Raw genomic sequence first — 21,348 nt, 5'->3', positions numbered from 1 at the left:
ACATTTTTCGTTTCTGAAAGATAATAATCTCCAGTCTCTCGACTAAAAAATAGGAACCTAGCGATACAAAGACTTGGTCGACTCTCTGACGATTAAATCAATCGGTGGTAATCGCGCTTCATGCCTCTCGCCTGACAGCAAGTTTAAAATCGACTGCGCACACACCTCTCCAATCTCTTCAATCGGCTGTCTCAAGGTCGTTAATGCTGGCGTGAAATACTTCGATGTTGGCAAGTCATCAAAGCCAATCACCGACACATCTTCTGGTACTTTGTAGCCGTGGTCATGGAGCGCCTTAATCGCCCCGTAAGCGGTTTGGTCATTGGCTGCGAACAGAGCCGAAAAATGAACCTTTGACTCTATTAATTCAACGGTTTTCTCATAACCAGATTCACTACTGAAGTCACCCTGTTTGACGAGTTTTGGCATCACTTTTATACCCGCCTCTTGCAGCGCTTTCTTGTAGCCTTCAAAGCGGTTCCCCGCATCAGGTTGACTTGAAAGCCCTTTAATATGAGCGATATTCACATGCCCTTGTTGCAGTAAGTGCAGGGTCGCCATGTAGCCGCCCAGCACATTATCGATGTTGAGCGTGCGGATGTTGTCATCAATAATGTCGTACCCTACCGCCACGACCGGGATGTCTTGTGCATATTTGGCGATATCTTCTTTACTCACGCTTCCGGTCACAATGATCATGCCATCAACATTACTTTTCGCCAGATACTCCAGTGCATGTAATTCCAGTTTTTTCTGCCAATGTCCTGTCGCAATCACCAAAGAGTAACCTTGAGCAATCAAAGTTTTCTCCATGTCGTTGAGAATACGACTGGTGTAAGGGCTGTCAGGGTGTTGCACCAATACACCGATTGTCAATGAACGGCGATTGATATTCTCCTGCATCTGAAAATTGGGCTTGTAGCCCGTGTCTTTGATGGCCTGCTCGATGTTCTGGCTTTTATCATCCGACACATAAGTGGTTCGATTAAGAAAACGAGAAACCGTGCTTGGGGAAACACCAGCGAGTCTCGCTACATCGTATACGGTTGTTTTTTTAGTTTTAGTGCGCATCTCGATACCCTAATCCCGTGACATTTGGGGAGCCCGAAAGCTCCCCACCTATTTCAACCTGCATACCACAGCTTTCGTTGAAACTCGTATCATTAAGTTAATACATGTAGGCGAAGATCATCCCCGGTCTGAAATAACGACCTGCGGTGTATTTCAACCCGGTGCTCAGTAGCCATTTGTGAAGAATCATGGCTTGTTTCGCTGAAATTTCGCCTTGCAACATACTAACAAATTTATCACTGTCTTTAGTCAGGTCAGGACTAACTCGACCGTCAGACAGCACACACTTTTGCAATTTAAGTGCAGTAAGCCACTTTTTCGCATCATTTTGTGACAATTTAAAAGACTCTGAAAGATCTTTCTCATCAAATGAGACTGAGCAATTGAACCCTTCTGGCGCGGCAAATGGAATTTTTGAATAGTCATACAGCGCGGTATACACGGTGTCCATCAATGTTTCTGCTTGCTGCGATTTGCCCGCTAAACTCAACGCTATTGCGACACTAAATTGCACACCAATCCACACATCTTGTGCCTGAAAAGCCTCATGTGGTGAACCATCTACCAATGTCATATTCGCCACACCCAGCTTAGGGCTGTTGATCTCAAAGTTATGTTTATAAACATAGTCCAATGCGCGTTGAATACGCTCTTGCGGGAAAATGCCCTCCAAACCAATCAGCTTGAGATAGCTGTCTGCAAGCATTGCATCACCAAAGCTGTTGTCTGAATCTGGTACTAGTTCTAGATATTCTTGAGTAAAGGCTTGAGGCGCGGTCTCACTCAGTAAGCGTTTCTTAGAGACTCTTTGAGATACCTTGCTGATGTTGATGGAGGTATCTGTCTCATTGAGATAGGCATTGAGCGTATTCTTGTCAGCAATCGCCTCACCCGTCAAAGTCAGGCCTAAGGTTTCCAGGTTTTGGTAGCCTTCGCCCGTTAGATGCTTAGCTTGAACTGGCGTCACGAAGAAATGGTAGTAGCCTTCTTTTTCATCCCACAAGGTTTGCTCAACCGTTGCTAATGCCTTTTTAGAACGTGCTAGATAACCCGCGCCTAGATCGTTTTCACCCATCAACTGCGCAAGTTCGCTCGCCGCTTGCAGGCCAGCAACCCAAAGGCTCGCGCAGTAAATTGAAATACCATGAGAAGCCAGGTTATCGAAGGTATCGTCTGTGCCTCGGGTTAGCGGTAAATCATCGCCCTCAGCGACCAAGTTCGATAAGAAATCGATGCTCTCAGTCACAGCCTGCCAGCACTCTTTAACTACAGAAATATCTTGTGTGTTTTGATAGTGACGGTACACCATCAGAATGTATTTCGGTGCTAAGTCCTTCCACTCTTTCACGTTGTGCCAGCTGTACGCGTCAGGCTGGATGTCGAACGGGCTACCCAAGTCATGAATAACCGCACCTCGAATAGCACGCACGCCTTGGTACTTCTCATCGATCAATTCGGCATTCGGTGTTGCTTCATATTCCCAGTATCGGCGCTGAGTAAAGTCTTCAGCCAAAATCGCTTTTGAGAACTCTTTCATTACGCAGCCATCAAGCTCCGGCAGCAAGTAAAGCAGTGAAAACGAGCCGTAAAAATACACATCCAGAGAGTTAAAGAATGGGTAATCAACACACTCTTTCACTAGGAACTTATCTTCTTTATCCCATACCGTAGATTCGGCTAAAAACGACAGTGAGTTCATCGCCATCGTCGCATAACGCAGCGCTGATTCAGGCTGTGATATTTTGCTTTGAGCTTGCTCTAGGAAAGCGGTCTGTTGCTCAATAATCTTCTGCTCAATCACCTCAAGCTTTGGCAAAACATCTTCTAACATCGGTAAGGCAGGCTTTGCTTGTGGGTAGAATTGCGTGTAAGCCTTGTCTGAATGCCAGCCATTGAGCATAACTTTACTGTGTGCCATCACCTGTGCGAAACGCAGGTCAACGGATTCGCCCGGCTCCAACTCAACCTGAACCACGACCAATGCACTCAATGCTTCGCGCCCAGTGTAGATCCCAGTTTGGAATTCTGTATTAGTACGGCCTGTTTTCAGTGCGAACTCGGTTTGCTGGGTCACTTTTGAAGTATAAAGCGTTGGCTTAACAGACACCGATACCTTGCCAGATTTAGTCAAACGGTTTTCGGCTTGAACACCAAACACCACCTCACCCTCAATGTCACTTTGATAAGGGGACTGACTAGTGAGCTGAACACCAGTAAAACTGTGGCTTTCATCATTAACCTTCACCGCTTTATGCTGCTGAGCAATCGGGTTTTGAGATAAGGTACACGCCGAATCTTGAATCCCATCACGACCTTTTCGGTAGGTTGAACCAATCAAGTTTTGTAGAGGTTGAGCAAGAGTAATCACGCGTGTTTGCTGTGATTCATTAGTAATCTGGAAGTGGTTCCAGTGCATCGGCATAGAACAGAGGCGCTTATCCTCTTTAACGATCGGCGAGACTACCTTTCGCTTTATATTAATACCATCAAAACTATTATATTTATATTCAGCTAATGGATATAAAGCCTTATATTCGATATCGCTACCATTAACACTTTCTATATCACTATTATTTCCCGCAGTTAGTGATAGCTGTCTCGTTGTATCATTTATTAACAAACCATTAAAGAAATCTAAGGCTACATATAATTGACAATCAATCGACGATGAATCTGATTCTATTAATAATTGAGTCTTATTAGAAAATTCGACATTCCACTTTATAAAATTATCTTTATTTTCTTTATAGAAATTACCATTTTCTAATGCAGCACGAATGAGGTTAATCGCATTCGAAATGTTTTCTTTATCTATCTTCTTTCCATCGAATAGCGCTGGGTAAAAATTCAGATGAACACTAAGCTCTTGCTCGTTAACAACCTGAAGCGCTTCAATGGTCGGCACATCCATCACTGACGCATAAAAATCATTAAAATTAATAACTTGTTCTGAACAGTCGACAAATATTCCTGGAATAAAGCTGAAGTTTGGCGTGTTACCATTTGGCGTCAATGTAAAAGTATTACCGATACCACCGATCGCCATACCTGTATTTTCTGGTGTCGTAGAAATTGGCGTGTACCAAGGTTGAATAAATTCAACTGCGTCGCCCTTTTTACACAAGTGTTCTGAATTTCCTGAATAGCTTGAATATGGAATTTTATTATTCATGTTAAAACCGCCATTGAATATTTTTTTCTTCTTGTTAATATCTTTCAAAAATGGAGACATCAACATGTTTAAAATTATAAATGAAAAATTTGGAAATATTGACTCTGTCACATTAATAAATCAGCAGCATGGTATAGAACTTCAAATAATCAATGGGTTTGGTGCTGTTTTAAATAAATACATTGTAAATAACAGTCCATTCTCTTTTATTTGTGGCTATCAGAATTATGATGAACTGATCAACCAACATCCGTTCTTTTCCCGCAGTGCTAAATTATTTCCTTTTCCAAACCGTTTAAACTTAGGTCGCTACAGTTTCGACAACCAAAACCATCAACTCCCAGCTAACTTCCCTTGGTCTGATCACGCCGTACATGGCTTGCTCTACAACCAACCTTTTTCAATCAAAAACAGCGCAGCCAATGAAAAATCAGCCAGTGTGACGCTGCAATATCAGACATCATCTTTGCACCCTGCTTTCCCGTTCGCTTTTAACCTTGAAGTCACCTTCACTATCGACACAACGGGTAAGCTCTCTTGCTCAACAACTGTCTCTAATTGTGGTGATTTCGCCTTCCCATTCGGTGATGCTTGGCACCCTTATTTCTCGCTCGGCAATGACCTAGAACAGTGTGAATTGACTATGTCGCCTTGCGCTGAGGTCGTACATGAGAACGACCTACCCAATGGTGAAAAACAGGTTTTTGACCGTTTGTCTTTAGGTGACTCCCTGACCAGTCAAAGCCTAAATCACTGCTTTGAATTTGATTCGAAAACAACCAACCAACTGACTTTGACGCGCTCAGATTCATCAGCTGCGATTCACTATCAACAAGATGCAAGCTACCCATTCGTTCAGCTGTACACGCCGGCTAGCGAGCAAAGCATTGCAATAGAACCAATGACTTGCCCTGCAGATGCATTCAATAACCAAATTGGCTTACTGACGCTTAGCCCGAACCAGTCTCAAACCTTCAATTGGCAATGCCAGGCCAGCTATCAACCAAAATAAAACAACACTAAAGAGAAACCAAAAAGCAATAAAGGGCGCATAAAGCGCCCTTCTCTTTGTTAGCCTAATACCACTTCTACCATGTGCTCACCCGATGTAAATACCGGTGCTTTGTTGCCTGAAATCAGGTCACCATTGACCTTCATTTCAACCACACCTTTACACACATTGTTCGGGTTCGAGACATGGATGTTATATGTCGCGCCACGGAACTGACGACGGACTTTGAATTCAGGCCACTCAGCCGGAATACAAGGGTCCACCAGCAAACCATCCACTTCAGGACGAACACCCAGAATCCACTGCGTACCTGCAACGTATGTCCAAGATGAAGTACCAGACAGCCATGCATTACGACCTAAGCCGAACTGTTTATGTTCGTCACCCAAGATGTTTTGTGGGTAGCAGTATGGCTCTGACTCGAAGGTATCAATATCGTCGTTCTTCGAAGCCGGATTAATTTGACGGTAGTACTCATAAGCACGCTCGCCGTTGCCCATTTTCGCTTCTGCGATAATCACCCATGGGTTTGAATGCAGGAAGATACCGCCGTTCTCTTTCGCACCCGGTGGGTATGTTGATACGCCACCTAGCTGTGGATCAAAGCCGTTGTAACCCGGTGTTGAAAGTTTGATGCCATTGGTGGTGTTCAGTTTGTTGTAAACCGAATCTAGCGCTTGCGTTGCACGTTCTTGAGTCGCGAAACCAGAAATTACAGGCCAGCTTTGACCGTTAGTGTAGATCTGCCCTTGCTCATTTTTATGAGAACCGATTGGCAAACCTTGCTCATCAAAGTAACGAACGAACCACTCGCCATCCCAACCGCACTCATTCACCGTACTCTGCATCTGTTGGTACTGATCTTTAAACTTAGTCGTCAGTTGCGCTTCGCCACGTAGCTCACAAAGGTCCAGCATATCGAGCAGGGCTTTGCCGTACATGTTGGCTACCATCATCGACTCAGCACCCGTTGGCAGGTTCACCGTGTCATTCCAGTCTGCAAAACCTAGCAGCGGTAGACCGTGCTCACCAGTATTGGTGTAGGTAAATTCAATCGCGCGGCACAGGTGGTTCCAAACTGTTCCCGTTTCGATTGGGTTGCCCGCTTTGTCTTTTTGATAGAACGGGATCTCTTTATTCAAGAAGTCTGCATTGCCCGTTTCTTTCACATATTGCGTCACCGCGTAGATGATCCACAGGTGATCATCACCGTAGTAATCCGGGCGATCTTCTTCTTCACGTGAGTCACCAGCGTTCGCTTCCATGGTTGAGGGGAAGAACTGATGCATCGCCGAACCATTGGTGTTTTGCACCGATAGTAGACGCTCAATAAACTCTCGCGCCTCTTCTGGCATATGAGTAATCACGCCCAACGTATCTTGCGAAGAATCACGGAAACCGATGCCACGTGCGCCATAGCCAAGCTGGTACAGAGACAGGTAACGAGACCAGTTTTTGGTGGTGTGACACTGACGTGGGTTATGTACGTTAAGCATCGAGTTCATAGCAGGGTCTGGTGTTTCAACCTGAACCGCTTGCAAGTATGTGTCCCAGTGCTCAGCCAGTTCAGCGAAAGCTGAATCAACCACTTGATGGTCACGATATTTAGCCAGCAGAGGAAGTGCAGCTTCTAGGCTCTGTTCTTGTGCAATTTGTACAACCGTACGTTCTGTCTGCTCTGGAGATAACCATCCTAAACGCAGATTTAGTGCACCAATGTTATCGCCACGCAGACACTCTGTATTGCCAAGCTCATCATTTTCTAACGCTTGTGGGGCAGCCCAAGTACCGTAGCCAAACTGACCTAGGAATGATTGGCGATCACCATCAAACGACGTCGCAGGGCGATCCGCGGTCATCAGGTTTACTGCATAGTCACGCTTCATGAAAGCATACTGCTCAAGCACGGTGTGACCCGACTCCTGCTGGTGTGCTTTCAGTGTCATGGTTTGTGGAACCCAATCCGCATTCAATAGCTGCTTAAGTGCATCAAAGTGTGTGAATTCGTAGACAGGCACTACATCAACGTGCAGCGCTTTGTCTGACATGTTGGTGACTTTGATGTCTTGTAATAGCACTTGGTCAGCTTTTGGTACGAAGAACGTCGCTTCACAACGCACACCAAACGCTTCCGCAATGATGGAGGTGTAAGACAAGCCTGTGTGGTTTTCAAACTTATCAAGCGGCTTCAGAGTCGGTGTATAGAAAGGTGAGAACACCTCTACGTTGCCCGCTTCATCACGCACCTTGAGGTACAGAGTCGAGCCTTTGAAATCTGAGCTTGGCAGCTGAGCAATGTACTTGGTAATACGGTTCAGTGCGGGGTCGCCCTTACACAACAACACACCGCCGTTGCTATCGACAATGCCACCGAAATCTAATGTGCCCACGTAGTTACACCATTTGATCGGTGTGCATGGTGTGGTTGCTACGTATTCTTTGTTTTTATCGTCAAAATATCCGAATTTCATCATCACTATCCCTAGCCCCTCCCAAATCAGGAGGAGCCAAAACAATTTGTCGTAAGTTGGTTGGAGTCAGCTCAATGGCTGATTTAAATTGACTAGCTAGCTCGCTAGCGAGTTCTCACTCAGTGCATCGAACAGGTGGAAAGCATCCAAATCCAAGTAAAGTGTCAGCTCTTTCACGTCCACTTCAGCGGCTTGGGTTTCAACCATCAGCGGTTGACCACCAATTTCTGTTTTCAGAAGAATGCTCGCGCCCAACAGTTCCTTGTCTTTGATTTTCACAGGGAATGGCAGCACTCGGTCGTGGTCGACTTGCTCAGCACGTAGATGGATATCTGTTGGACGAACACCAAAGTGAAGCGCTAGGTTTTTAGAGGCCAGAGACTTAAAACGCTCCGGCAGTGGGATATGAACATCGCCAAGTTCAACAAAGTATTCGCCTTCTTTTTCAATCAGCTTCGCTTCCAACATGTTCATTGACGGGTTACCAATGAATTGCGCGACAAATTTGTTAGCTGGGCGTTGGAACACCTCGGTTGGTGTGCCCACTTGAGCAACATAACCGTCTTTTAGGATCACGATGCGATCCGCCAATGTCATCGCTTCGATCTGATCGTGAGTTACGTAGATCGTTGTGGTTTTTAGTTCGCGGTGTAGGTGTTTGATCTCTTCACGCATCACGCCACGAAGTTTTGCATCTAGGTTAGATAACGGCTCATCAAACAAGAAAACCTTAGGTGTACGAACCATTGCGCGACCCATTGCCACACGCTGACGTTGACCACCAGAAAGCTCTTTTGGCTTACGGTTCAGTAGCGGGTCAAGCTCTAGCATTTTCGCCGCTTTTAGTACTTCTACGTCGATTTCTGCTTTCGGCATGCCTTTCAGTTTTAACGCAAAGGCGATGTTCTCGTACACCGTCATGTGTGGGTACAGAGCGTAGCTTTGGAATACCATCGCCAAATCACGGTCTTTCGCGTCGACTTTATTCATCAACTTACCGCCAACCACAATGTCGCCAGAGCTGATGCTTTCAAGACCCGCAAGCATACGTAGCGTTGTCGATTTACCACATCCAGATGGGCCAAGGAAAACCACGAACTCACCGTCTTCAACTGTAAAATCAAACTCTTTGACAACTTCAACATCACCGAATGATTTTTTGATGTTTTTAAATTCTACTTTAGCCATTATCTGTTCTCCTCAGCGCGCTCTAGAAGCATATTTCGGTACGCAATTGCGCTCTGTTTCAATGTTCTTTCTTGGGTGGTGTAATCAACGTGGACGATGCCAAAACGCTGGCAGTAACCGAATGCCCACTCAAAGTTATCCATCAGACTCCAAGCGAAGTAACCATCCACTTTCACACCGGCTTCAACTGCGTTGTGAACCGCTTCGATATGACCTTGGAAGTAGCGAACACGTTGATCATCCATCACTTGTCCATTAACGCGCTCGTCGTTACCTGCAGCACCGTTCTCCGTAATGTAGATAGGCGGCATATTTTCGTAGCGAGCATCCAGTCTTACCAATAAATCAGTTAGGCCTTGTGGGTTGATCTCCCAACCGATGTAAGTGTGTTCAGCATCGGTTTGCTTGACTGATTCAATATCACCATTCTCGTTAAAGCGAGCGACATTGCGTGTGTAGTAGTTGATACCAATGTAGTCGACAGGTGCGCTGATGATGTCTAAATCACCTTCAAGGATCATTGGCATGTTCATCGCTTGACGCTCAACCACTAACTGCGGATATTCACCCTTTAATACTGGGTCGATAAACCAGTGGTAGTTCTCCGCTTCGCAGTAGTCTGCGGCGCCTTGATCTTGTGGTGTTAATGGATAAGCCGGAGTCGCGTTAAATACCACGCCATGCTTAGCATGAGGCGCATTCTTACGAAGAATCGGCATCGCCAAACCGTGTGCCAACATTAGGTGGTGAGATGCTAAGTAGCCCTCTTTCTCACCCTTGATGCCTGGCGCGTGTTCGCCCCAACGGTAACCAAGGAATGCAGACACAAACGGTTCGTTCAATGTTGTGTAAACATCAATCTTGTCGCCAAAGTAGTTACTCACGACTTCTGCGTATTCCGCAAATTTGTAAGACGTTTCACGGTTTAGCCAACCGCCTTTGTCTTCAAGGTATTGTGGCAGATCCCAGTGATACAAAGTCACATACACCTTCATGCCACGAGCATGACACTCATCGATGATCTGCTCATAAAACTCTAGGCCTTGCTGATTCACCACACCGTCTTGCGGCAGAATACGTGGCCATGCAATTGATAGGCGGTAAGCATCAACGCCTAAGCCTTGAATCATCTCGATGTCTTGCTTCCATAGGTGGTAGTGATCACATGCCACATCACCATTGTCGCCGTTATCTACCTTACCTGGCGTCTTACAAAACGTGTCCCAGATAGACGGTGTACGACCGCCCTCTTCAACGCCGCCTTCAATTTGGTATGAAGATGTCGCGACACCGAATACAAATTCCTTACTGCGTAACTTTGAATCACTTGGAAGTTGAAATTTATGCATTGTTATAACCCTTAAACCTAACCTTTAACTGCGCCGGACGTTAAACCACTGATCATCTGTTTCGATGCGAACAGGTATGTAATTACGAGTGGTAAAATTGAAATTGTGGTGCCTAGCATTACCGCACCCCATGGCGTATTCGGAATACCTTGAACGCTTCGTAGCGCCTGTGTAATCACATAATTGTCTGGGTTATTTAGCACCACAAGAGGTTGCATAAACATGTTCCAGAAGAAGACGAACTGCACGATAGCCAATGTTGCAAGTGCTGGCTTCATTAGTGGCAGTACCACGCTCCAGTACGTTCTGAACTCGCCTGCGCCATCTAGTTTCGCCGCTTCTAATAGCTCTTTAGGAATCGATGCAATCACGTGCTGACGCATCAAGAAGATACCAAATGGCGTGGTTGTGAACGGTAGCCATACAGCCATGTGGTTATCGAGCAAGCCTAAGAATTTCACGATCATGAAGTAAGGGATCAAGCTAAGCACAGGCGGAATCGCCATTGAGCCAACCAGCATACCGAACAACACGTTCTTACCGCGGAACTTAAACACAGCAAACGCGTAGCCACCCATGCTACAGAACAGCAGTGAGATGGTGGTGCCTAAGAAAGCCACGTAAATCGAGTTAAACATCGCTTTCCAAAACGGCATGATTTCCAGCAGTTTTGCGTAGTTCACCATTAGGCTATCGCCAATCGCAAAGCTGATGCCTGAACCGAAGATCTCCGAACGGTCACGTGTTGAAAGCAGTGCTGACCACACAAACGGGAACACCGTAATGATTGCGGAAACAACCAGTAATATGCCGAGCATAACCATCAAGATCTTAGTCATGATGTACATGGTGCGTTCACTTGGCATTAGGCCACTTAGTGGTGAGGTATTTGTCTTAATTGATGTCGACATCTTAATGTTCCCCTAAGCCTTTCTTACCGAAGAATAAAAATTGAACCAAGGTACACGTTGCGATGAGTGCAAACAGGAGCCATGAAATCGCTGACGCTGTGCCCATTTCTAACCATTCCCAACCCACTTTGTAGAGGTACATAGAGATAGTTAGACCTGATTGACCCGTACCACCTGTACCACGTGTTAGAACGAACGGTTCTTCAAACATTTGCAGATTACCGATGATGGTCATCGTGATAGCAAAGAATATGAATGGACGAATCATTGGTAGTGAAATGTTCCAGAAGCGGCGGAAGGCGTTAGCACCATCCATACGAGCAGCTTCTAAAATATCTTTAGGAATCGTCATTAAACCTGTGGTGTAAAGGACGATGTTAAAACCGGTGTATTTCCAGAAAACCATGATCGCGATAGACGGCTTCACCATAGTCGCATCGTCTAACCAACGGATTGGTTGGAAATCGTTAACCCAAGCAAACGCCCAACCAAACAGCGTGCTATCGGCCAGTGCCATTAGCGTTTGGTTAATGATTCCTGAGTTAGGAGAGTACATATTGAAGAAAATCAGTGACGCTGCGACCGTTGATGTGATGAACGGTAGAAAGTACGCCGATGTTAGCCAGTGACGCATACGGTCACCCATTGAAACCAACATGTAAGCCACTGGAATAGCGACTAAGTGCTGAGCCACACCCGATGTGATTGCTAGCCACAATGTGTTCTTTAATGAACGCCATAGCCACGGGTCAGTCAATGCAATGTGATAGTTCTCAAAACCAACGAACTGCATTGCGTCCATGCCCTGTACTGGGTTCCATTCGTGGAACGACAGGTAAACAGAGAACAACAGCGGGAAGATCCCAAATACAGAAAAAATGATCAGAAACGGCAGAAGGAATCCATACGGTGTAAGCGCTTTCATATTCAGACGAGAAAAAAGGCTTTTGTCCGCAGATTCTATCGTTGTGCTCGCTGTATGATTCATAGTAACGACCTCTTAAAAAAGGAAGCGCGTTATCCACGCTTCCTCACTTACTCAAAATAAAAACTAATTAAAGATTACGCGTACGACGCTTGATTAGACGCTCTGCCTCTTTCAATGCAGTCTCGATGTCCTTACCTTCATCAAGCACTTCCATCAATGCGTTCTCTAAAATTATAGAACGTGCTACGTGGTCGCCTTGAGCTGGAGATACTGGCTTGATGTTCTGCGCCACTTCAGCAAATAGAAGACGCGCTTTCTGCCCACCTAGGAACTCCATCTCTTCTTGGAAAAGCTCATCGTCATACGTGGTGATGTTCGCAGGGAAAGCAGCAATCGTTTCGAAGTGCTTAAGCTGTACTTCACGGTCAGTTGTCATGTATTCAATAAGAGCCCAAGCTTCGTCTGGGTTATCTGATTGAGTTGGAATTGAAAGGAATGAACCGCCCCAGCTGCCGTAGATGCCATCAGGTAGGTTTTCTACTGCCCATTTACCTTTGGTTTCAGGAGCAATCCAGTTGTTTAGGTGACCAAGTAGCCAAGCGCCAGAAAGTTGAGTTGCAAATGTGCCGTTGCGGAAGCCTTCGTACCATTCGTTAGACCAAGCCAGAATGCGGCCATCTAAGCCTTTGTCTCGAATCTCTTTTGCCACTTCAAAAGCGTGAACAAAACGCTCAGATGTCACCACTGGGTTGCCATCTTTATCGAAGTAAAGACCTTCACCTTCAGGAACTGTTGTGAAGATGATCGCTTGTGCAACGTCGGCTGCTGAAGCGATAAGTTGTACGTTTTGCTCTTTCAGTTTTTCACCCGCAGCGATGTATGAATCCCAATCTTTGATTGCGTCTTCTACATTGATGCCTGCTTTTTCAAACACGTCGGTGCGGTAGTACATAACACCTGGACCAAGATCGACAGGGATGCCGTACATGTCGCCGTCAGCGCCTTTGCCTTGCGCCCATGCGTATGGAGCGAATCGTTCTTCGTATTTATCTGCACCATAGTTTTCAGACAGGTTAACTAGGCCGCCAGAACCAACGAATGGACCGATTTTCTCAACGTCCACAACAATCACATCACCCGCACCTGAGCCAGTTGCTAGGTTAGTGGTTAGTTTTGTGTGGTGGTCACCGTGGTTATTCATAAGGTAATCAACTTTAATCCCTGTTTTCTTTTCGAAATCAGGCAGTAATACCTTCAGGCTGCTATCGAAATCAGGGAAACCGTCGAAACGAATTTCTTTGTCTGCTGCATTTGCAGCTGTTGTACCTAATCCTAAAGCAACCGCGCATGAAAGCGCTAAGGTCTTAAATTTCATGTTCTATCCTTAATGTTTTTATAGGGTAACGAGTAAATCCGATACCGAGTTTCTAGTGACCAACGTCGGCAGCAATTTAAAGTTCACGTCATGTTTGATTTTTTTTAGCTTTTGCAGAGTGAGCTGCACTGCTTCAATGCTCATCTCTTCAATAGGGAAATTAATGGTGGTCAAACTAGGGGTCAGATAGCGCGCGAAGATAGTGTTATCGAAGCCAACAAGAGAAACATCTTTCGGAACAGACAATCCCTCTTGATGCAGAACTTCGAAGGCGCCAAATGCCATGTGATCATTAGAAGCAAACACCGCCGTAAACTTACACTTACGGTTGATCAGCTTCTTCATAGCACTGATGCCAGTCTCTTCAGTAAAGCCCGCTTCCGAGACTAAAGCTTCATCGTAAGGCACACCCGCTTCTTCCAAGGCCTTTCGATACCCCTGCAAACGCCCCCTAGCGTCTGCTTTATCTAAAGGCCCGGTAATACACGCGATATCTGTATGTCCCTTTTGCAAAAGATATTGAGTAGCAAGTAGCCCCCCGACTTCGTTATCAATATCAATGCAACTCATCGCCATTTCTGGGATGAAGCGGTTAATTAAAACCACAGGAGTCCCCTGTTCTTCCAATTCAATTAAATAGTCATCACTGAGCAGTTGAGTATGAAGAATCAAAGCATCAACACGACGCCCCAACAGAAACTCCACCGACTCGCGCTGCCCTTGTTCGGTGTTCGAGCCCGCCGCAACAACAGCGTGGTAACCAAAGCGGCGTAGGTTTTCTTCTATGCTATGCAAGATGCCTGAATAGAAAGAGCCACCAAGTTCTGGAACAACAACGCCAACACTACCGGTACGACTTGAAGCTAAGGCTTGAGCGATAGAATTCGGGCGATAACCCAACTCCTTGATCGCTTTTTCAACCTTTAATTTCTTGTCATGACTCACTCTACTGGTGCCGTTGATCACTCTAGACACTGTCGCTTGAGACACACCTGCATGTTCTGATACGTGTTTAATTGTCGCCACTCGAACCTCGATACTTCATTAGCTTGTAACCGCTTACAAAACGATTATTAAGAAATTACGTATTCCTTGAAGTGAGTGTCATCACACTAAACTTGGAGGTGAAAAGGCCAGTTGTGGAAATTATGAAAGCGCTTACAGATTCACTTCACGCCATGAAACTGTTTCATGAGATTATTGTTAATACTATCAGGACGCCTATCGGTTACTTGTTCTTCAGATCAAACAAGCACGTCTAAACTCAGTTTTTCTATCAGCGCGATTGGGTGATGTTTTCGATTCGAGTCGTTATGTCTTTATTGCTACTGATGCTTAACCATGCATAATCACGATCAGTACAGAGAAACCTAAATATACTAGAGACACGATGGAAGAAAGTCTCATAGTGCATCCTTGACCTAGTGGCGAAAAAAAGGGCACAAAAATGTGCCCAAGAATGGAGTTAATTGAAACGTGCCCTAATCAATCTGCCTTTAGGGCTAAAATGGACAGTATTTACGTACTATTGAAAAGCATGGATATTCGAAAGCATGGCTCTTTGAAAATATGCCGAATTCAAAGAGCCGCTCTTTCTATATCGGTGATTACCACCAAGCTTCAAACATTGCGCCGAACGACAATGTGTCAACATTCGTTGTCTTCACTGTGTTGCCTTTGGTTTCTACATCACCCACAGTTGTGTAGAAACGAAGCATTGGACGGCTCCAAGGTAAGCCACCTAGAGAAACGTTTTGAGAAAGCGTTACTTTCCATGCGTTCTCTTCACCGTCGTCATCGTAATCAACCATGCCGTAGCCCGCTTCTAACCATGTAGAATGAACATCATCCCATTGGTACTGTGGACGAACGATACCAGCGTATTCCGTGTTCTCGCGATCTAGGTCTGAGCCAGAGTTGTCTTTATATGACACTAAATAGTCGATGATGAACTTGTCTGTCGCTGCATAGCTACCTTCAACACTTGCGTACAACGTTTGGTAGTCACCTTTCAGGTCATATACTGACGAATCCGCACCGTCACCATACTTAACAACCAACTTGTTAGACTCACCCAAGCCTAATGTCGCGCCTACTAAGTATGCCGTTTCATCACTAACTTTTGGCTCACCAGCTACGTCAGCTTCATCAGAAGCAAAACCGTAGTTCGCATAAAAATCTAAGTTACCAATACCAGCATTAATGCTATGCAATTTTGCAGTCACAGCGTATCGGCCGTTATCATTTACGAGGCCGCCTTTCACTTGGCCAACGAAGCCCATGTCTAGCTTGGCGCCACCGAAATCTAAGTTGTTAAAACCAGCACCTTGACCATCGTGTGTCATCCAGAAGTAATCGTTCAAACCTTGTTGCGGACGTTGATGGAAGTCACGACCAGCCCACATGTAAAGCTCAGGCTGGCTTTCAAATACGTTGGTTACACCTGCGTACATTTTTTTCATACTTAGGCCGCCGTCGTCAGCCCAAGCGTCAGCTTCCCAATGGTCAGCCATGAACACGATGTCCCAGATAGCACCGTTGTCAGCTTGGAAAAGCTTAGCTAACTGAACTTCACCGCCATTAGCTTCGTTACCTAAACGACCAACAGAGCGACCCGTTGTACCGATGTCTACATAACGCTCATCACCACTCTTGTAGTGAGCGCCGTAACGAGCATAACCAGAGAAGACGATGCCATCTGGCACCTTAGTTTCTGCAGTTAAAACCGCGGGTTGTTGATCGTTAACATAATCAATGTCAACAACCTTAGACTCTAGCTCTTGGATTCGTTTTTCTAATGCTTCGATATTAGTATCAGCAGCAAAAGAAGAAAGTGAAGCAAGCGAAGCCGCCACTGCGACTGTTATTGGCAAAAGCTTAAATTTTTGCATTGTAATTCCCTATTATTTTTTTGAGTTTTCATCGAACAGGGAAATATTAAGCAATGAAAGCGTTGAAAAGTTAGTCGCTGTTCACACTGATAAATTAGCTTAAAACCCATGAAACTTTTAGAAAGTTCACAGCTAAAATTATCAATTAAATATCAACCACCTACACTAAACACTTCGTAAAATAGCAGCTTGAAATCGCTTTCATTTCATCAATAATGGCGGGGTCTATCACGGAAAACAGAGTGTAAAAGTGGGGGAAATATGGTGCAGCTTTGATTGGCTTTCATATATATGAAAAACCTCAAAGTCTGCGCTAGATTTTGAGGTTTTATTGGAAGGGTAATGTCTGATATTGGGAAAATTAGCTCAACGTTTCAACGCCCATATTAAACAGGGTAAATGCATAGGATAGCCTTAATTAATGGCATTCCGGCACCATGATCCGCATTGACATCAATACGAATCATCCCAGGCGCACCACCTTCATACTTGTCTTGCAGCTCAGCCATGAACTTATAAGAGTGTGCAGATACCACGCGGTCGTCGTGATCCTTCTTTTATATGCTGTAACGCTATGACTCTACTCATCAAAACATGGAGAAAACTCATAGCATTAGAAATAGTGTGAAATCGTCAGGTAACGCGTTCTGATGTGTTCGATCAGTAGCTTAATTTTGTTCGGGGGCTGGCGAGTAAAAGGGTACACCGCATAAATACCCAACTTTTTGCCAACTAAATCCGGGAAAATGTCCACCAGCTGACCATTGCGAATATCGTGATAAACCAGACAACGTGGCACATACGCGACCCCATGACCGCCCAGCGCCGCTTTTCTCAATGCAGTCGCGTTGTCTGTCGAGAAAGAGCCCGAAACACGCACGATATATTTGTCGTTGTCTGTACAACCGTCTTTGCTATGCAGAAACTGCCACTCACTCGCCCCTGTGGTTTGATAGGCGTATTGCAAGCAGTTGTGCTCCACTAAGTCTTTGGGCTGCATCGGTTTACCGTTCTTGGCAATATAAGAGGACGAGGCACACACTACCCATTGAGAATCCAATATGTGTCGCGCAATCAAGCTGGAGTCTTCTAGGTAACCGGTACGAATCACCAAGTCCAAACCATCTTCTACTAAGTCCACAAAGCGATTGTCCAGTGACATATCGACTGTTAAACCTGGATGCATATTACAAAACTCAGCAACGGCGTCTGCCAGAATCAAATCTCCAGAGATAGTAGGCACTGACATTTTGATATGACCGCTGACATTTTCACCAAAGCCTGAAACTGCGTCCATAGCCTCTTGAGTCGCCTGCTTCACATTTTTGGCTCCGTGCAAAATTGCCTTGCCCGCCTCAGTCAGGGTCAATTTACGCGTCGTTCGATATAATAATTGCACGCCAATTTCTTCCTCTAGGCGTGCAATTCTTTTACTAACTACCGAATTTGTAAGGTTATTTTGCTCTGCTACCTTACTGAAACTGCCCAGTTCTACTACCTGTGAAAACAGGATCAAATCATCTGCTCGCATCTGATTATGCCAATTTTGGAATTAATTATTTTCATTATTTCCCTATATCAATAAAAAATAAAGGGGTAAATTCACGCCAAATTAACAAAACAATTACAAAAGAGTCATTCCAATTACAAGATTCGCACCTAAATGGTTCCCGCTTAGAGGCCAATAGCGAATCAAAAATGACAACCCATAACGTGTTATCTACTTCAAACATGAACGTTTGAAAACAGTACGAGGAAGTACCCATGAGTGAAACTCTACTAGCTCTATTGGCCTTTTCACCAATAGTTGTTGCAGCGATTCTGCTGGTCGGCCTGAACTGGCCTGCGAAAAAAGCGATGCCAGTGGCATTTGCATTAACCGTTGCTATTGCCCTATTTGCTTGGGATATGTCTGGCACTCGCGTGCTGGCTTCTGTATTTCAAGGCTTCGGCATTACCGTGTCGGTTCTCTGGATTGTGTTCGGCGCCATCTTCTTATTAAACACTTTGAAACACACCGGAGCTATCACCACCATCCGTAACGGCTTCACGGACATATCCGCTGACCGTCGTGTTCAGGCGATCATCATCGCTTGGTGTTTCGGCTCCTTCATTGAGGGGGCATCTGGCTTCGGCACACCTGCAGCTATTGCAGCACCGCTACTGGTTGCTATCGGCTTCCCTGCGCTTGCTGCGGTACTGATGGGCATGATGATCCAATCGACACCAGTATCATTCGGCGCGGTTGGCACTCCAATTATCGTCGGTGTGAACAAAGGTTTGGACACGCACAACATCGGTGAAAGCCTGATTGCTCACGGCTCTACTTGGGATGCTTACCTACAACAAATCACGTCAAGTGTCGCGCTGATTCACGCTTCTGTCGGTGTGATGATGCCTGTGCTGATGGCAATGATGCTGACTCGTTTCTTCGGTAAAAACAAAAGCTGGACTGAAGGTTTAGATATCCTACCGTTCGCACTGTTCGCGGGTGCTGCTTTCACTATTCCTTACGCACTGACTGGTGTCTTCCTAGGCGCAGAATTCCCATCATTGATTGGTGGTCTGGTTGGCCTAGCAATTGTGGTTACTGCAGCAAAACGTGGCTTCCTAGTTCCAAAATCAAAATGGGATTTTGAAAGCGAAGACAAATGGCCAGCAGAATGGCTAGGTTCTCTGAAAATCGATCTAGACGACAACCAAGGCCACAAGAAGATGAGTATGGCGATGGCATGGGCACCTTACGTGCTGCTCGCTATGACTCTGGTTGCTAGCCGTGTGAGCCCTGAGTTCAAAGGCCTGCTTAAGAGCGTGAGCTTATCGTTCAGCAACATCCTTGGCGAGACTGGCGTAAGCACTGCTATTCAACCTCTGTATCTACCAGGCGGCATCTTGGTCTTCGTCGCGCTAGTTGCGGTTCTAATGCAATCACGCAGCGCAGCTCCACTGGCTAAAGCCTTTGGTGAGTCGAGCAAGACACTGATTGGTGCAGGCTTTGTATTGGTGTTCACCATCCCAATGGTTCGTATCTTCATTAACTCTGGTGTTAACGGCGCTGATTTGGCAAGTATGCCAGTAACTACTGCCAACTTCGCAGCTGACCTAGTCGGCGGCGCATTCCCAGCGCTGAGTGCCACGGTTGGTGCGCTAGGTGCCTTCATTGCAGGTTCGAACACGGTTTCAAACATGATGTTCAGCCAATTCCAATTCGAAGTCGCGCAAACTCTGACTATCTCTAGTGCAGTGGTTGTTGCTCTGCAAGCCGTTGGTGCAGCAGCCGGTAACATGATTGCGATTCACAACGTGGTAGCCGCATCAGCAACCGTGGGCTTATTAGGACGCGAAGGCGCAACCCTACGTAAGACAATCATCCCAACGTTTTACTACTTGGTGATGACAGGAATCATCGGCCTAGTGGTTATCTACGGCTTCAAAATGACAGACGCACTTATGTAAACCCGTAAGTCGTGACAAAAGTACTTGGCGTTAATACTCAATTCCCCGACTGCAACACCGTCTAACAAGACAGTTGATGAGTTTCGGAATGGATACTAAAACACATCAACACCCTCGGGTATTAACGCCATTTTATTAAGAATTAAAGCAGCCCAAGCCAAGCTCTCATAGAAGAGCAACATCCCAAGAATTTAGGACTGAAATTATGATCATATCCGCATCGACTGATTACCGCGCCGCAGCAAAAGCTAAATTGCCACCGTTTCTTTTCCACTACATTGACGGCGGTTCTTACGGAGAACACACCTTACGCCGCAACACGGCCGATCTGGCAGAAATCGCGCTCAAGCAACGTGTACTCAATGACATGTCGGATCTAAATTTAGAAACCGAGCTATTTGGCGAAAAGCTAGCAATGCCAATCGCACTGGCTCCTGTTGGTCTAACGGGCATGTACGCGCGACGTGGTGAAGTACAGGCAGCAAAAGCAGCAGATAACAAAGGCATCCCTTTTACGATGTCGACCGTGTCGGTATGTCCAATAGAAGAGGTTGCACCTAAGATTGAACGCCCAATGTGGTTCCAGCTTTACGTGCTCAAAGATCGCGGCTTCATGAAGAACGTGCTTGAGCGTGCAAAAGCAGCAGGCGTGACCACACTGGTCTTCACCGTTGATATGCCAGTACCCGGGGCACGTTACCGTGACATGCATTCCGGAATGAGTGGGCCAAATGCAGCAGTACGCCGCGTATTCCAATCTATGCGTCATCCTAGTTGGGCGGTGGATGTCGGCTTGCTGGGGAAACCACATGACCTAGGCAACATCTCTACTTACCGTGGCTCTCCTACCAAACTGGAAGACTACATCGGTTGGTTGGGTGATAACTTCGATCCGTCAATTTCATGGAAAGACCTAGAGTGGATTCGTGATTTCTGGGACGGCCCAATGGTCATCAAAGGTATTCTCGACGAAGAAGATGCAAAAGACGCGGTGAGATTTGGCGCAGACGGCATCGTCGTTTCAAACCACGGTGGTCGTCAGCTTGACGGCGTTCTATCAAGTGCCAAAGCGCTGCCTGCGATTGCTGACGCAGTTAAAGGCGACACCAAGATTCTGGTCGACTCAGGTATCCGGACAGGTTTAGATGTGGTTCGTATGATGGCAATGGGCGCGGATTGCACTTTGCTTGGCCGTTCTTTCGTTTACGCATTAGCAGCGCAAGGACAAGCAGGTGTTGAAAACCTACTCGACCTTTACGATAAAGAGATGCGTGTTGCGATGACATTAACAGGTGCAAAGACAATCAAAGACTTAACTCGTGAATCTTTGGTGGGGTTAGATTAACCCGCCACGACTCGGATTCAGATTCGGACTAATGCTTTGGTCTACTTAGACTGAAGTTCAATCGGTGTCACAGCAATTCCACAGCCGTTGTGACACCGTTTAAGCACTGGAAAATAAAATTAAAAACTAGGGCGTGTTGATCTTTCGAGCTGATTTTTGCAGCGAGTTGCTGGGTATTT

General features: G+C 45.8%; 14 protein-coding genes and 1 pseudogene. 3 read left to right on the top strand and 12 right to left on the bottom strand.

From position 1 onward, the window contains the following. Nucleotides 1–57: 57 nt before the first annotated feature. Both OC193_RS23550 and OC193_RS23545 read right to left on the bottom strand, forming a co-directional pair. Nucleotides 58–1,071, bottom strand: a complete 1,014-nt coding sequence (locus OC193_RS23550) for a LacI family DNA-binding transcriptional regulator (RefSeq protein ID WP_048660661.1) — start codon at nt 1,069–1,071, stop codon at nt 58–60. Between the two features lie 97 nt (nt 1,072–1,168). Further along, nucleotides 1,169–4,243 carry a GH116 family glycosyl hydrolase gene (locus OC193_RS23545; RefSeq protein WP_048663877.1) on the bottom strand — a complete coding sequence of 1,025 codons (3,075 nt, stop codon included), beginning with the start codon at nt 4,241–4,243 and terminating at the stop codon, nt 1,169–1,171. Between the two features lie 64 nt (nt 4,244–4,307). Between OC193_RS23545 and OC193_RS23540 the strand changes: the two genes are divergently transcribed. Further along, nucleotides 4,308–5,255: an aldose 1-epimerase gene (locus tag OC193_RS23540; protein ID WP_048663979.1), complete on the top strand. Its 948-nt coding sequence runs from the start codon at nt 4,308–4,310 to the stop codon at nt 5,253–5,255. 59 nt (nt 5,256–5,314) lie between these two features. On the opposite strand, the gene OC193_RS23535 is transcribed toward OC193_RS23540, so the two are convergent. The 10 genes and pseudogenes from OC193_RS23535 to OC193_RS23490 all read right to left on the bottom strand — a co-directional run bounded on the left by OC193_RS23535 (nt 5,315) and on the right by OC193_RS23490 (nt 17,899). Beyond that, on the bottom strand, nt 5,315–7,729 hold the full coding sequence (locus OC193_RS23535; RefSeq protein WP_048663878.1) for a GH36-type glycosyl hydrolase domain-containing protein: 2,415 nt from the start codon (nt 7,727–7,729) through the stop codon (nt 5,315–5,317). A gap of 93 nt (nt 7,730–7,822) precedes the next feature. Beyond that, nucleotides 7,823–8,914 carry an ABC transporter ATP-binding protein gene (locus OC193_RS23530; RefSeq protein WP_019826228.1) on the bottom strand — a complete coding sequence of 364 codons (1,092 nt, stop codon included), beginning with the start codon at nt 8,912–8,914 and terminating at the stop codon, nt 7,823–7,825. Then, nucleotides 8,914–10,263 (bottom strand): GH1 family beta-glucosidase, encoded by a 1,350-nt coding sequence (locus OC193_RS23525; RefSeq protein WP_048663879.1) that lies wholly within the window; start codon nt 10,261–10,263, stop codon nt 8,914–8,916. Before OC193_RS23525 ends, OC193_RS23530 begins: the two co-directional genes overlap by 1 nt. Before the next feature lie 17 nt (nt 10,264–10,280). Next, entirely contained in the window at nt 10,281–11,129 is an 849-nt protein-coding gene (locus OC193_RS23520) for a carbohydrate ABC transporter permease (RefSeq protein ID WP_179946899.1), read from the bottom strand. Nucleotides 11,130–11,175: 46 nt separating this feature from the next. Next, nucleotides 11,176–12,162 carry a carbohydrate ABC transporter permease gene (locus OC193_RS23515; RefSeq protein WP_048663880.1) on the bottom strand — a complete coding sequence of 329 codons (987 nt, stop codon included), beginning with the start codon at nt 12,160–12,162 and terminating at the stop codon, nt 11,176–11,178. A gap of 67 nt (nt 12,163–12,229) precedes the next feature. Beyond that, on the bottom strand, nt 12,230–13,477 hold the full coding sequence (locus tag OC193_RS23510; protein ID WP_048663881.1) for an ABC transporter substrate-binding protein: 1,248 nt from the start codon (nt 13,475–13,477) through the stop codon (nt 12,230–12,232). 18 nt (nt 13,478–13,495) lie between these two features. After that, nucleotides 13,496–14,503 (bottom strand): LacI family DNA-binding transcriptional regulator, encoded by a 1,008-nt coding sequence (locus tag OC193_RS23505; RefSeq protein ID WP_048660655.1) that lies wholly within the window; start codon nt 14,501–14,503, stop codon nt 13,496–13,498. A 581-nt stretch (nt 14,504–15,084) separates the two neighbouring features. Next, the gene (locus tag OC193_RS23500) at nt 15,085–16,368 is read right to left on the bottom strand and encodes a carbohydrate porin (protein ID WP_048663882.1); all 1,284 of its coding nucleotides are present in this window, start codon (nt 16,366–16,368) and stop codon (nt 15,085–15,087) included. Between the two features lie 361 nt (nt 16,369–16,729). Next, nucleotides 16,730–16,919, bottom strand: a pseudogene (locus tag OC193_RS23495) (prolyl oligopeptidase family serine peptidase); the annotation flags it as partial. A 62-nt stretch (nt 16,920–16,981) separates the two neighbouring features. After that, nucleotides 16,982–17,899 (bottom strand): LysR family transcriptional regulator, encoded by a 918-nt coding sequence (locus OC193_RS23490; RefSeq protein ID WP_048663883.1) that lies wholly within the window; start codon nt 17,897–17,899, stop codon nt 16,982–16,984. Nucleotides 17,900–18,132: 233 nt separating this feature from the next. Between OC193_RS23490 and OC193_RS23485 the strand changes: the two genes are divergently transcribed. After that, complete coding sequence (locus OC193_RS23485; protein ID WP_048663884.1) at nt 18,133–19,824, top strand: L-lactate permease; 1,692 nt, start codon at nt 18,133–18,135, stop codon at nt 19,822–19,824. A 205-nt stretch (nt 19,825–20,029) separates the two neighbouring features. Then, nucleotides 20,030–21,169, top strand: coding sequence for an FMN-dependent L-lactate dehydrogenase LldD (gene lldD, locus OC193_RS23480; RefSeq protein WP_048663885.1), 1,140 nt, complete (start codon nt 20,030–20,032; stop codon nt 21,167–21,169). Nucleotides 21,170–21,348 lie beyond the last annotated feature (179 nt).

The sequence above is a fragment of the Vibrio crassostreae genome (genome assembly GCF_024347415.1).
In the GTDB taxonomy this organism is placed as follows: Bacteria; Pseudomonadota; Gammaproteobacteria; order Enterobacterales; family Vibrionaceae; genus Vibrio; species Vibrio crassostreae.
This window is presented reverse-complemented; position numbering and strand designations above follow the sequence as displayed.